The sequence below is a fragment of the Salibacter sp. genome, assembly GCF_031581065.1.
Classification (GTDB): Bacteria; Bacteroidota; Bacteroidia; order Flavobacteriales_G; family Salibacteraceae; genus Salibacter.
Map to the genome: position 1 here is coordinate 69,097 of NZ_JAVLBN010000001.1, position 13,495 is coordinate 82,591.

General features: G+C 40.3%; 10 protein-coding genes and 5 tRNA genes. All 15 read right to left on the reverse strand.

Annotated features, from left to right (window positions below; translation table 11 throughout):
• Positions 1–25: 25 nt before the first annotated feature.
• The 15 genes from rpoC to hpf all read right to left on the reverse strand — a co-directional run bounded on the left by rpoC (position 26) and on the right by hpf (position 13,484).
• Entirely contained in the window at positions 26–4,333 is a 4,308-nt protein-coding gene (rpoC, locus tag RI557_RS00295) for a DNA-directed RNA polymerase subunit beta' (RefSeq protein ID WP_310681335.1), read from the reverse strand.
• A 34-nt stretch (positions 4,334–4,367) separates the two neighbouring features.
• Positions 4,368–8,180, reverse strand: a complete 3,813-nt coding sequence (rpoB, locus tag RI557_RS00300; RefSeq protein ID WP_310667319.1) for a DNA-directed RNA polymerase subunit beta — start codon at positions 8,178–8,180, stop codon at positions 4,368–4,370.
• A 112-nt stretch (positions 8,181–8,292) separates the two neighbouring features.
• Complete coding sequence (gene rplL / locus RI557_RS00305) at positions 8,293–8,670, reverse strand: 50S ribosomal protein L7/L12 (RefSeq protein WP_310667320.1); 378 nt, start codon at positions 8,668–8,670, stop codon at positions 8,293–8,295.
• Positions 8,671–8,705: 35 nt separating this feature from the next.
• Positions 8,706–9,230, reverse strand: coding sequence for a 50S ribosomal protein L10 (gene rplJ, locus RI557_RS00310; protein ID WP_310667321.1), 525 nt, complete (start codon positions 9,228–9,230; stop codon positions 8,706–8,708).
• A 32-nt stretch (positions 9,231–9,262) separates the two neighbouring features.
• Positions 9,263–9,967: a 50S ribosomal protein L1 gene (gene rplA / locus RI557_RS00315; RefSeq protein ID WP_310667322.1), complete on the reverse strand. Its 705-nt coding sequence runs from the start codon at positions 9,965–9,967 to the stop codon at positions 9,263–9,265.
• A gap of 26 nt (positions 9,968–9,993) precedes the next feature.
• Positions 9,994–10,416: a 50S ribosomal protein L11 gene (rplK, locus tag RI557_RS00320; RefSeq protein ID WP_151169696.1), complete on the reverse strand. Its 423-nt coding sequence runs from the start codon at positions 10,414–10,416 to the stop codon at positions 9,994–9,996.
• Positions 10,417–10,479: 63 nt separating this feature from the next.
• Positions 10,480–11,043, reverse strand: a complete 564-nt coding sequence (gene nusG, locus RI557_RS00325) for a transcription termination/antitermination protein NusG (RefSeq protein WP_409079653.1) — start codon at positions 11,041–11,043, stop codon at positions 10,480–10,482.
• A gap of 15 nt (positions 11,044–11,058) precedes the next feature.
• Positions 11,059–11,253, reverse strand: a complete 195-nt coding sequence (gene secE / locus RI557_RS00330; RefSeq protein ID WP_310667323.1) for a preprotein translocase subunit SecE — start codon at positions 11,251–11,253, stop codon at positions 11,059–11,061.
• A 15-nt stretch (positions 11,254–11,268) separates the two neighbouring features.
• A tRNA-Trp gene (locus tag RI557_RS00335) sits at positions 11,269–11,341 on the reverse strand.
• Between the two features lie 77 nt (positions 11,342–11,418).
• The gene (gene tuf, locus RI557_RS00340; RefSeq protein ID WP_310667324.1) at positions 11,419–12,603 is read right to left on the reverse strand and encodes an elongation factor Tu; all 1,185 of its coding nucleotides are present in this window, start codon (positions 12,601–12,603) and stop codon (positions 11,419–11,421) included.
• Between the two features lie 69 nt (positions 12,604–12,672).
• Positions 12,673–12,744 (reverse strand) — tRNA-Thr (locus RI557_RS00345).
• A gap of 86 nt (positions 12,745–12,830) precedes the next feature.
• Positions 12,831–12,904: transfer RNA gene (locus RI557_RS00350), tRNA-Gly, on the reverse strand.
• Between the two features lie 11 nt (positions 12,905–12,915).
• Positions 12,916–12,997 (reverse strand) — tRNA-Tyr (locus RI557_RS00355).
• A gap of 22 nt (positions 12,998–13,019) precedes the next feature.
• Positions 13,020–13,093: transfer RNA gene (locus RI557_RS00360), tRNA-Thr, on the reverse strand.
• Between the two features lie 91 nt (positions 13,094–13,184).
• Positions 13,185–13,484: a ribosome hibernation-promoting factor, HPF/YfiA family gene (hpf, locus tag RI557_RS00365; protein ID WP_310667325.1), complete on the reverse strand. Its 300-nt coding sequence runs from the start codon at positions 13,482–13,484 to the stop codon at positions 13,185–13,187.
• Positions 13,485–13,495 lie beyond the last annotated feature (11 nt).

Here is a 13,495-nt window from a genome sequence, read left to right on the forward strand (position 1 = left end):
AGCCCCGCTAAGCGGGGCTTAATATTTAAGAATTCACTTCTTCTTTATCTTTCTTGCTGGAAAGCTTTTCATAATCGGCTTGTGAGCCAACTACCAGATTTTGATACTCCCTCAATCCCGTACCAGCCGGAATTAAGTGACCAACGATCACATTTTCTTTCAGACCCAGCAAGTGATCTTCTTTTGCATTTACAGCTGCTTCGTTGAGCACCTTCGTAGTTTCCTGGAAGGATGCTGCAGAAATAAAACTGTCAGTCTGCAATGAAGCTCTTGTAATACCCTGTAGAACAGGTTTTGAAGTTGCCGGAACAGCTTCACGAGCTTCAACAGGCTTCATGTCTTTACGCTTCAATTTAGAGTTTTCATCTCTCAATTTACGTGAACTAACAATTTGACCTGCTTTCAACTCTTCAGAGTCGCCAGCTTCTTCAACAACCATTTTTCCAAATAAGCTGTCGTTTTCAGCTGTAAACTCATGACGGTTTACAAGTTGTTTTTCGAGTAATTTGGTATCACCCTGATCAACGATTTCAACTTTGCGCATCATTTGACGAACGATTACCTCAAAGTGTTTATCGTTAATTTTCACTCCCTGTAAACGGTAAACTTCCTGAACTTCATTTACAAGATACTCCTGAACTGCTGTTGGTCCCATAATTGAGAGAATATCAGCAGGAGTAATAGCCCCGTCAGACAATGGCTGACCAGCTTTAACAAAGTCGTTTTCCTGTACAAGGATGTGTTTAGAAAGTGATACGAGGTATTTTTTCTTGTCACCGAGCCTTGACTCAATGATAATTTCTCTGTTACCACGTTTAATTCTTCCAAATGATACAATACCATCAATCTCAGAAACTACAGCCGGGTTTGATGGATTTCTTGCTTCAAAGAGCTCAGTAACACGTGGAAGACCACCAGTAATATCACCCGTTTTAGATGATTGACGAGGAATCTTTACAAGAATAGCACCTTGTTTAATCTCATCTTTTTCATCAACGACTACGTGTGCTCCTACCGGAATGTTGTAAGACTTAAGAACTTCACCTTTTTTATCAGTTACTTTAATAGTTGGGTTTTTCGTTCTGTCTCTACGTTCAGTAATAACTTTCTCTTTAAAGCCTGTTTGTTCATCAGACTCTTCACGATAAGTTACACCTTCTTCAATATCTTCAAATTCAACCTTACCAGTTACCTCAGAAAGAATAACAGCATTGTAAGGATCCCAGGAGCAAATCTCATCTCCTTTTTTCACCTTAGCACCGTTCTTCACTTTCAATAGTGAACCGTAAGGAATATTATTTGTCGCAATAACGTTGTTAGATTTTGGATCGATCAACCTCATTTCAGCTGAACGGCCAATAACAACTTCTATCTTTTCGCCTAGTTCGTCTTCTTTCTCAACTGTTCTAAGCTCATCGATTTCTACTTTACCATCAGCTTTTGCTGTTACCTTAGACTCTGCAGCGATGTTAGAAGCAGTACCACCAACGTGGAAAGTACGAAGTGTAAGCTGTGTACCAGGCTCACCAATTGACTGAGCTGCGATTACACCAACTGATTCGCCCTTCTGTGCTTCACCACCGGTTGCAAGGTTCCGACCATAACACTTGGAACAAACTCCGCGGATCGTTTCACAAGTAAGAGCTGAACGAATTTCAACTTCTTCAATACCTGCTTCTTCGATCTTCATTGCCTCATCTTCGTGAATGAATTCACCGGCAGAAACGATCAATTCATCAGTTTCTGGATGGTAAATATCATAAACTGATGCACGCCCCAGGATACGTTCATGAAGTGGTTCAACGATATCTTCGTTCTTCTTGAGAGCTGTTGCTACAAGTCCGCGAAGCGTACCGCAATCCTCTTCAGTGATCACAACATCCTGAGCAACATCAACGAGCCTACGTGTAAGGTAACCGGCATCGGCCGTTTTAAGGGCTGTATCGGCAAGACCTTTACGTGCACCGTGAGTTGAGATAAAGTACTCGAGGATACTCAATCCTTCCTTAAAGTTAGAAAGAATTGGGTTTTCAATAATTTCACCACCCTGCGAACCAGATTTTTTCGGTTTCGCCATCAAACCACGCATACCAGAGAGCTGACGAATCTGCTCTTTAGAACCACGTGCTCCGGAGTGGAACATCATATATATCGAGTTGAATCCCTGATTATCATTTTCGAGACGATTCATCAGGATGTTTGTCAACTTCGAGTTCGTGTGCGTCCAAACATCAATGATCTGGTTGTAACGTTCGTTATTTGTAATCAGACCCATGTTGTAGTTCGCGATAACCTCATCAACCTGCGATTGAGCATCTTCAATAAGTGGCATTTTTTCTTCAGGGATGATTACATCCTCAATGTTGAAAGAAAGTCCACCTTTAAATGACCAGTAATATCCTAGTCCCTTAATATCATCGAGGAATTTCGCTGTTTTGGAAACGCCTGTGAGCTTCAAGATAGAGCTGATAATATTACGCAATGACTTTTTCGTAAGAAGATCATTGATATAACCAACTTCAGTAGGAACAACTTCATTGAAAAGGATACGGCCACAAGTTGTTTCAATTACTTTATTGACCAACTCTCCGTTTTCAAGAACATTGACTTTACATTTGATATTAGCGTGTAAGTCGAGCTTTTTCTCGTTGAAAGCAATTCTTACTTCCTCCGGAGAATAGAATGTAAGACCTTCACCTTTAATTGGGTGTTCTTTTGTTGACTTACGGCTTTTAGTAATGTAGTAAAGACCGAGTACCATATCCTGAGAAGGTACAGTAATAGGAGCTCCGTTAGCAGGGTTCAAAATATTGTGTGACCCGAGCATCAACAGTTGAGCTTCCAAAATCGCTGCATTTCCCAATGGAAGGTGAACAGCCATCTGGTCACCGTCAAAGTCAGCGTTAAATGCCGTACATGCTAATGGGTGAAGCTGAATTGCTTTTCCCTCAACAAGTTTTGGCTGGAACGCCTGAATACCTAAACGGTGAAGTGTAGGAGCACGGTTGAGTAGTACCGGGTGTCCTTTGAGTACATTCTCAAGAATATCCCATACAACCGGTTCCTTTTTATCTACGATCTTCTTAGCAGATTTTACTGTCTTCACAATACCTCTTTCAATCAGCTTACGAATTATGAAAGGTTTGTAAAGCTCAGCTGCCATATTTTTAGGCAATCCGCATTCGTGCATTTTCAATTCAGGACCAACAACGATAACCGAACGCGCTGAATAGTCAACACGCTTACCGAGTAGGTTCTGACGAAAACGTCCTTGCTTACCTTTCAATGAATCAGAAAGCGATTTAAGAGCACGGTTCGATTCCGTTTTAACTGCACTCGACTTACGAGAGTTATCGAATAATGAATCAACAGCTTCCTGGAGCATACGTTTCTCATTTCTGAGAATTACTTCAGGAGCTTTGATTTCCAACAATCTCTTAAGTCTGTTATTTCTAATGATTACTCTTCTGTAGAGGTCGTTCAGATCCGATGTCGCAAATCGGCCACCATCTAGTGGAACAAGAGGTCTCAACTCTGGTGGAATTACCGGAACAACTTTCACGATCATCCACTCAGGACGGTTTTCCATTCTTGAGTTTGCATCGCGGAATGCTTCAACAACCTGAAGACGTTTTAGTGCTTCATTTTTACGTTGTTGAGATGTTTCAGTATTTGCTTTGTGGCGCAGATCATAAGAAAGTTGATCGAGATCCAGTCTCTTCAACAATCCATAAAGAGCCTCAGCCCCCATTTTGGCGATGAACTTGTTAGGATCATCGTCATCGAGGTGTTGATTTTCGCTGCGATTTGGAAGTCTTTCAAGAGCATCGAGGTATTCCTCTTCAGTGAGGAATTCCAATGCCTGGTAAGGCTCACCTTCAGCATCTACTGCCTGCCCCGGATTGATTACTACATAACGCTCGTAGTAAATGATTGAATCCAGTTTTTTAGTTGGCAAACCGAGTAGGTAACCAATTTTATTTGGAAGTGATTTGAAGTACCAAATGTGAGCTACCGGCACTACAAGCGCGATGTGTCCCATGCGCTCTCTACGTACTTTCTTCTCTGTTACTTCAACACCACATCTGTCACAAACGATTCCTTTGTAACGAATACGCTTGTATTTACCACAGTGACATTCATAATCTTTGACAGGGCCAAAAATACGCTCACAGAAAAGACCGTCACGCTCAGGCTTGTAGGTTCGGTAATTTATTGTTTCTGGCTTCAATACTTCGCCACTTGAACGCTCGAGAACCATTTCTGGTGATGCCAGTGAAATGACGATTTTATCGAAGTTACTATTCAGTTTTTGCTCTTTTTTTATAGCCATATTGCTAAAAATAATTTAAAGTCAGTAAATCAAATTACTCCAATGAAATGTTAAGTCCCAAACCTCTCATCTCGTGTAACAACACGTTAAATGATTCAGGAATACCCGGTTTAGGCATGTTTTCTCCTTTTACAATGTACTCGTAAGCTTTTGCTCTACCGATAACATCATCAGACTTAACAGTCAATATTTCCTGGAGAATGTTTGAAGCACCAAAAGCTTCAAGAGCCCAAACCTCCATTTCACCAAAACGCTGTCCACCAAATTGAGCTTTACCACCCAATGGTTGCTGCGTAATGAGCGAGTAAGGTCCAATAGAACGAGCGTGCATTTTGTCGTCAACGAGGTGGTGTAGTTTAAGCATGTAAACAACACCTACTGTTGATGGCTGATCAAAACGTTCTCCGGTACCACCATCGTAAAGATAAGTTCTACCGAGTTTTGGAATGTCAGCTTTTTGAGCCCATTCATCGATATCAGCTACTCGAGCACCGTCAAAAATTGGAGTCGCAAAACGAACACCTAGTTTTTCACCGGCCCAACCGAGAACTGTTTCGTAAATCTGACCGAGATTCATTCGTGATGGAACACCAAGTGGGTTAAGTACAATATCAACTGGTGTTCCGTCATCGAGGAATGGCATGTCTTCCTCTCTAACTACTTTGGCAACAATACCTTTGTTACCGTGGCGACCAGCCATTTTATCACCTACTTTTAGTTTGCGTTTTTTCGCAACGAAAACTTTAGCAAGCTGTACAATTCCCGATGGTAATTCATCACCAACAGATACCTGGAATTTCTTTCTTCTCCACTCACCAATTGCTTTGTTCAATTTACGTTTGTAGTTTACAAATAAACGAGCAATCAGTTCGTTCTTTTCATCATCAGTGGTCCATCCAGCAGGATTGATTTCGTCAAAGTCAAGCGTTGACAAAATCTTTTGCGTGAACTTGGTACCTTTCTTAATTACTTCTTCGCGGTAGTTGTTAAACACACCCTGAGAAGTTTTTCCAGATACGATGCCAAACAGTTTTTCAACCATTTCTGATTTTAACTCAGCAACAACCTTTTCGTGTTCAGCATCCATTTTATCGAGGATATCTTTATCCTTCGATCTCTGTCTTCTATCTTTAAGTACTCTTGAGAAGAGTTTTTTGTCGATAACCACACCCTGCATTGATGGTCCGGCTTTGAGTGATGCATCTTTCACATCACCAGCTTTATCACCAAAGATCGCTCTTAAGAGTTTTTCTTCAGGTGTTGGATCGCTCTCTCCTTTAGGAGTAATTTTACCGATAAGGATATCTCCTTCATTTACTTCAGAACCCACACGGATCAACCCATGTTCGTCAAGGTTTCGGGTAGCTTCTTCAGAAACGTTTGGTATGTCAGCTGTAAGTTCTTCAAGGCCGCGTTTTGTATCGCGAACCTCGAGTGAGAATTCTTCTACGTGAATTGATGTGTAAACATCGTCTTTCACGATTTTCTCACTTACAACGATGGCATCCTCAAAGTTGTATCCTTTCCACGGCATGAAGGCCACTTTAAGGTTCCGACCGAGAGCTAATTCACCATTTTCAGTTGCATAACCCTCGCAGAGTACCTGTCCTTCTTCAACTCTATCACCAACTCTTACGATTGGTTTCAGGTTAATAACTGTACCCTGGTTTGTTTTTGAGAATTTAGTGAGGTTGTAAACAACAGGATCGTTGTCAAAACTCACCTTTTCGTCATTTTCATCCTGATCGTAGCGGATGTGGATTTCACGTGCATCCACGTATTCTACTGTACCAGAACCTTCAGCGTTCATGAGAACTCTTGAGTCGCGAGCAACTCTGCCTTCAAGGCCGGTTCCCACAACAGGTGCTTCAGCTTTTAAAAGCGGAACTGCCTGACGCTGCATGTTAGATCCCATCAATGCACGGTTGGCATCATCGTGCTCGAGGAATGGAATAAGTGATGCTGCTATCGATGCGATCTGATTAGGAGCTACGTCCATCAGATTTACATCATTTGGTTCCACAACAGGGAAGTCACCTTCGTATCTTGATTTAATTCTGTCGTTTTCGAAAGTACCATTATCTTTAACCGGAGCGTTAGCCTGCGCAATTGTGCGGCCATCTTCCTCTTCGGCTGAAAGGTAAATGATATCATCCTTTTCAGTTCCTATTTTCCCTTCATCAACTTTACGGTAAGGCGTCTCGATAAATCCGAGTTTATTCACTTTCGCGTAAACACAAAGAGAAGATATCAAACCGATGTTTGGACCTTCAGGTGTTTCGATCGTACACAAGCGACCGTAGTGCGTGTAGTGTACATCTCGAACCTCAAATCCAGCACGTTCACGAGAAAGACCGCCTGGCCCCAGTGCAGACAAACGTCTTTTGTGCGTTACCTCAGAAAGTGGATTCGTTTGATCCATGAACTGAGATAGCTGGTTCGTACCAAAGAATGAGTTAATTACAGAAGAAAGTGTTTTCGCGTTAATAAGGTCAATTGGTGTGAAGACCTCATTATCACGAACGTTCATTCTTTCACGAATTGTACGTGCCATACGAGCAAGCCCAACACCAAACTGGTTGTAAAGCTGCTCTCCAACAGTACGTACTCTTCGGTTACTCAAGTGATCGATATCATCAACATCAGTTTTAGAGTTGATCAATTCAATCAAATACTTGATTATAGAAATAATATCAACCTTGGTCAGAACACGGTTTTCCATGTCGAGGTCAAGGTCGAGTTTCTTGTTAATTCTGAATCGTCCTACTTCACCAAGATCATAACGCTTGTCAGAGAAGAACAACTTCTCGATAACACCGCGAGCAGTTTCTTCATCTGGCGGCTCAGCGTTACGCAATACACGATAAATGTGTTCTACTGCTTCAATTTCAGAATTTGAAGGATCTTTTTGGAGAGTGTTGTAAATGATCGCATAATCTGCAGCGTTTACATCTTCTTTATGAAGAAGGATTGTTTTAACACCAGCATCGAGAATAAGCTCAACATGCTCATCTTCGATTACAGTTTCACGATCTACAATTACTTCGTTACGTTCAATAGAAACAACTTCACCAGTATCTTCATCAACGAAGTCTTCAAACCACGTTTTCAAGACACGAGCAGCAAGTTTTCTACCAGTAACTTTTTTGAGACCTGTTTTAGAGACTTTGATTTCGTCAGCAAGGTCAAAAATCTCGAGGATTTCTTTATCGCCTTCGTAGCCGATAGCTCTCAAGAGAGTAGTAACCGGAAGCTTTTTCTTTCTATCAATGTAAGCGTACATTACGCTATTGATATCAGTAGCGAACTCAATCCAGGATCCTTTAAAAGGAATTACACGAGCACTGTACAACTTAGTACCATTGGCGTGATAGCTTTGCCCAAAGAACACGCCTGGTGATCTGTGCAACTGAGAAACTATAACACGCTCTGCACCATTCACGATAAAAGACCCCATTGGAGTAAGATACGGAATAGTACCGAGGTACACATCCTGAACGATTGTTTCAAAATCTTCGTGTTCGGGATCTGTACAATAAAGTTTCAGCTTAGCTTTTAATGGAACACTGTAAGTAAGACCTCTTTCAATGGTTTCATCCATTGAATAACGAGGAGGATCCACATAATAATCGAGAAATTCCAGTACAAAGTTATTGCGAGCATCCGTTATCGGGAAATTTTCAGCAAATACCTTGTAGAGTCCTTCGTTTTCTCTTTTATCTGGAGTAGTCTCGAGTTGAAAAAAGTCTTTAAATGATTGAACCTGGATATCAAGGAAATCAGGATAATCGAGTTGATTCTTGATAGTCGCGAATGAAATCCTTTGGTTCTTTTTCGTATCAGCCATGGACATTAAATGGAAAAGTTAGAACTAAAAACGTCTATAAACACAAGAGGGTTTAGACCCACAGAGGGGTCTAAACCTTGCAAAATAAGCTTATTTAAAGCTGGGAGCTATATTACTTGAGCTCAACTTCAGCACCGGCTTCTTCAAGTTGTGACTTAAGTGATTCAGCTTCGTCTTTAGCAACTCCTTCTTTAATTTCTTTAGGAGCACCATCAACGATTTCTTTAGCTTCTTTAAGCCCGAGACCGGTAAGTTCTTTTACAGCTTTAACTACTTTAAGTTTTTGAGAGCCTGCAGCTTTGAGAACTACAGTAAATTCTGTTTGTTCTTCAGCTTCTTCGCCTTCACCGCCACCACCTGGTCCGGCTACAGCAACAGCCGCAGCTGCTGGTTCAATTCCGTATTCTTCTTTGAGAATATCTGCTAATTCGTTAACTTCTTTAACAGTTAAGTTTACTAATTGGTCAGCAAACGATTTTAAATCTGCCATTGTATTGGATTTTTCGAAAGTTGATTCAACAATTTTTATTCTTCTCTATCTGCAAGAGCTTTAACAACTCCTGACAATTTATCTTTACCAGACTGTAATTGAGAGATAACAGTTTTCGCAGGAGATTGTAGTATAGAAACCACATCTGCAATAAGCTCGTCTTTAGACTTGAGCGCTGCAAGCATTTCTAATTGATCATCTCCAATATAAACTGACTCGTCAATATAGGCTGCCTTCAATAAAGGCTTTTCCTCTTTTTTTCTGAACTCTTTGATCAGTTTTGCGGGAACATTACCTGTCTCTGAAATCATCAGAGAAGTACTTCCATTTAAAACTGTTGGTATTTCACCAAAATCTTTATCTTCTACTTTTTCTATCGCTTTAGCCAAAAGAGTGTTTTTGACCATTTTAATATGCACTTCTTTTTTGAAGCACATTCTTCTAAGCTTAGAAGTGTTCGAAGAATCGAGTCCAGAGATGTCAGCGAGGTATATTATACCATTGCTGGAAAGAGTTTCAGCCAAATTGGCAATTTCTTGATTCTTTTGTTCTCTGGTCATCTCTAACTTTTATTCGTTCGGTTAAAGGATTGTTAAGCCCCTACAGCACCAACTGATTTGGGTTCAATCTGTATACTGGGGCTCATTGTACTGGACATAAAAATACTTCTCACATAAGTACCTTTAGCCGCAGTTGGCTTCAACTTTAATATAGTTTGTAACAACTCACTTGCATTTTCTTTGATTTGCTCAGCTGTAAAAGAAGCTTTACCAACAGTTGTGTTGATAATACCGTATTTATCGACTTTAAAGTCAATTTTACCGGCTTTAGTATCTTTTACTGCTTTCGCAATATCCATCGTTACAGTGCCCGTTTTAGGGTTTGGCATTAAACCTCTTGGTCCTAAAATACGACCTAGAGCACCAACTTTCCCCATAACTGAAGGCATTGTAATGATAACGTCTACATCAGTCCATCCACCTTTGATCTTGTCGATATATTCATCAAGACCAACGTAATCAGCACCGGCATCTTTAGCTTCTTCTTCTTTATCTGCAGTGCAAAGAACAAGAACTTTAACGTCTTTCCCGGTTCCGTGTGGCAATGAAACTGAACCTCTCACCATTTGATTAGCTTTTCTTGGATCAACACCAAGACGAATAGCCAGATCAACTGATGAATCAAATTTAGTATTTGATATTTCTTTTACTAGTCCAGAAGCTTCACCTAATGTGTAAGCCTTTTCGGCTTCTAGTTTAGACTCCGCCTCTTTTCTATTTTTAGTCAACTTAGACATGATTCAATTTTAACCTAATTCAACAATTACTTAACGATGATTCCCATGCTTCTAGCAGTACCGGCTACCATTTCCATTGCCGACTCTACAGTAAAGCAGTTTAGATCAGGCATTTTGTCTTCAGCAATAGCCTTAATCTGATCTTTCGTTAAAGTAGCTACCTTTTTTCTGTTAGGTTCAGGCGAAGCTGTTTTTAACTTAGATGCTTCCTTTAATTGAACAGCTACCGGTGGAGTTTTAACAACAAAGTCAAAGGATTTATCGCCATAAACTGTAATTACAACTGGCAATACCTTCCCTTGCTTATCTTGGGTTCTGGCATTAAACTGCTTACAGAACTCCATGATGTTAACTCCAGCTGCACCAAGTGCTGGACCTACAGGTGGAGATGGATTAGCTGCTCCTCCTCTTACCTGAAGTTTTACTATTTTACTTACCTCTTTAGCCATTTTTCTATTTCTCTATTTAATCTATCGCTCAAAGGGAAGCATTTGAAACGATGAGCAATTCAATTATTCTTTTTCAACTTGCATATAATTCAACTCAAGTGGCGTCTTTCTACCAAAGATTTTAACCATTACCTTGAGCTTCTTCTTCTCTTCATTGATTTCCTCAATAACACCTGTAAAGTTGTTAAATGGACCATCAATCACCTTTACTGATTCACCGACAATGTAAGGGATATTTACTTCCTCGTCACTATCTGCTAATTCATCTACCTTTCCTAATATTCTATTGACCTCTGCCTGTCTCATTGGGACAGGATCTCCTCCTTTAGTAGCTCCGAGAAAACCAATTACATTGGTTACATTCTTAACAATGTGTGGTATTTCACCTGTCAAAGCAGCTTCTATAAGAACGTAGCCAGGGAAAAAGTTTCTCTCCTTAGAAATCTTTTTACCATTTCTTATTTGATAAACTTTTTCGGTGGGTATTAAAACCTGAGAAACATAATCCTCAAGATTCAACCTACTTATTTCTACTTCGAGCTGCTCTTTAACCTTTTTTTCCTTACCACTAACAGCACGTACAACGTACCACTTTTTTTCTATTTCTTTCTTTTCTTCAGTCATCATACAATCAGTAGAGGGTTAATAAATTGTTTCATAAATGAACCCTAAGATTTGACCGAAACCAGCATCCATTCCATAAACGATAAGAGCAATGATCAAACTAGTAATAAGAACCAAAACAGAACTCCCCTGTAATTCTTTTAATGTTGGCCATGTAACCTTATGACGAAGCTCGTTATATGATTCTTTTATGTAATTCGTGATACTATTCATTGCCGTTAAAATTTGCACGGGTGGTAGGAATCGAACCCACAGCCCCTGGTTTTGGAGACCAGTGCTCTACCAGTTGAGCTACACCCGTAAACCTTTATTCATAGCGAAAGGTATCCCGTAAAAACGGGACACCTTCGATATAATTTCAAGTATTGAGAGCAATAATTACTCAATAATTTCAGTAACCTGACCAGCACCAACTGTACGTCCACCTTCGCGAATTGCGAATTTAAGACCTGTGTTGATAGCTACAGGCGCGATCAATTCAACAGTAATTGTTAGGTTGTCACCTGGCATTACCATTTCACGACCTTCATCAAGAAGAATTTCACCAGTAACGTCTGTAGTTCTTAAGTAGAACTGTGGACGGTATTTATTGTGGAATGGAGTGTGACGTCCACCTTCTTCTTTCTTAAGGATATAAACCTCAGCTTTAAATTTAGTGTGAGGAGTGATTGTTCCTGGTCTAGCAATTACCTGACCACGTTTAATTTCCTTTTTATCAATACCTCTTAAAAGAAGACCTACGTTATCGCCTGCTTCTCCTCTATCAAGGATTTTACGGAACATCTCAACACCGGTAATAGTAGATTTCATGTTTGATCCCATTCCTGAGATTTCAACATCGTCACCAGTATTAACAACGCCAGACTCGATACGTCCAGTAGCAACTGTACCACGACCTGTAATTGAGAATACATCCTCAACTGGCATCAAGAATTCTTTATCAACATCACGTGGAGGCAATGGAATATGGTTATCAACTGCTTCCATCAATTCTACTACTTTGTTCACCCACTTTTCTTCACCGTTAAGTGCACCAAGTGCAGAACCTTGAATAACTGGTGTTTCATCTCCGTCAAAGTCGTAGAATGAAAGTAACTCACGAATTTCCATTTCCACAAGCTCAAGTAGTTCTTCATCATCAACAAGGTCAACCTTGTTCATGAAAACTACAATTGCAGGTACGTTTACCTGACGTGCAAGTAGAATGTGCTCACGAGTTTGTGGCATTGGACCATCAGTTGCAGCAACTACCAAAATAGCACCGTCCATTTGGGCAGCACCAGTAATCATGTTCTTAACGTAGTCAGCGTGACCTGGGCAATCAACGTGAGCGTAGTGACGCTTATCTGTTGTATATTCAACGTGTGATGTATTAATTGTAATACCACGTTCTTTTTCTTCAGGAGCGTTATCGATAGTATCGAAATCGCGCTGATCTGACAATCCCTGTCCTGAAAGAACAGTAGTAATTGCAGCTGTCAAAGTTGTTTTTCCGTGGTCAACGTGACCTATCGTACCTATGTTAATGTGCGGTTTGGAACGATCAAAAGTTTCTTTAGCCATAGCTTTTGAATTAGTTAATTAATTCCTCTTTTAATATATAATTTTCATCGTTTAAATACGCCACCTTAGAGCCAATGACGGGAATTGAACCCGTGACCTCTTCCTTACCAAGGAAGTGCTCTACCTCTGAGCTACATTGGCAATCGTGTGAGAAACTTTCTCTTCACATCACCAATCTTGCTTCTCACTTAAAAAAATAAACAAGTGACGAACACTTATTTATTTAGAGCGGGAAACGGGATTCGAACCCGCGACCCTTAGCTTGGAAGGCTAATGCTCTAGCCAGCTGAGCTACTCCCGCTTAAATCAAAGTGGGGAGAGCAGGATTCGAACCTACGAAGGCGTAGCCAACAGATTTACAGTCTGCCCCGTTTGACCGCTTCGGTATCTCCCCAATCTAAACATTTTAAAGAACGAGCCAATGGAGGGACTCGAACCCCCGACCGGCTGATTACAAATCAGCTGCTCTAGCCAGCTGAGCTACATTGGCTTTTGCTGCAAAAAAACAGCCCTTTCTTTTAAAAGGACTGCAAATGTAATAACAAAAATATTTCGTGCAAACTTTATTTCTTTTTTTTCACCTAATGTGTACGCAATTTTTCTTTTGTCTTTTTGATTTGTCTGCGAAGGGCTTCTACGCAACTATCAGTAGCTTCTTCAAAAGTTTTGCATTGCTTTTTTGCAAATGGGTTATTACCAGGTATTTCGAGTTTCATTTCTACAATCTTATTGGTCTTGTCTTCTGTATTTTCTACTCTTAGGATTACTTCACCTGAAATTATTCCATCAAAATACTGTTCTAGTTTATCAGCTTTGCGCTGTATGAAATCAACTAATTTTTGATCGGCATCAAAATGTACGGATTGAATGTCTAATTTCATATCTAATGATT

Coding starts and splice junctions, on each gene's coding strand:
- rpoC (WP_310681335.1), bottom strand. CDS start 4,333: ATGGCTATAAAAAAAGAGCAAAAACTGAATAGTAACTTCGATAAAATC.
- rpoB (WP_310667319.1), bottom strand. CDS start 8,180: ATGGCTGATACGAAAAAGAACCAAAGGATTTCATTCGCGACTATCAAG.
- rplL (WP_310667320.1), bottom strand. CDS start 8,670: ATGGCAGATTTAAAATCGTTTGCTGACCAATTAGTAAACTTAACTGTT.
- rplJ (WP_310667321.1), bottom strand. CDS start 9,230: ATGACCAGAGAACAAAAGAATCAAGAAATTGCCAATTTGGCTGAAACT.
- rplA (WP_310667322.1), bottom strand. CDS start 9,967: ATGTCTAAGTTGACTAAAAATAGAAAAGAGGCGGAGTCTAAACTAGAA.
- rplK (WP_151169696.1), bottom strand. CDS start 10,416: ATGGCTAAAGAGGTAAGTAAAATAGTAAAACTTCAGGTAAGAGGAGGA.
- nusG (WP_409079653.1), bottom strand. CDS start 11,043: ATGATGACTGAAGAAAAGAAAGAAATAGAAAAAAAGTGGTACGTTGTA.
- secE (WP_310667323.1), bottom strand. CDS start 11,253: ATGAATAGTATCACGAATTACATAAAAGAATCATATAACGAGCTTCGT.
- tuf (WP_310667324.1), bottom strand. CDS start 12,603: ATGGCTAAAGAAACTTTTGATCGTTCCAAACCGCACATTAACATAGGT.
- hpf (WP_310667325.1), bottom strand. CDS start 13,484: ATGAAATTAGACATTCAATCCGTACATTTTGATGCCGATCAAAAATTA.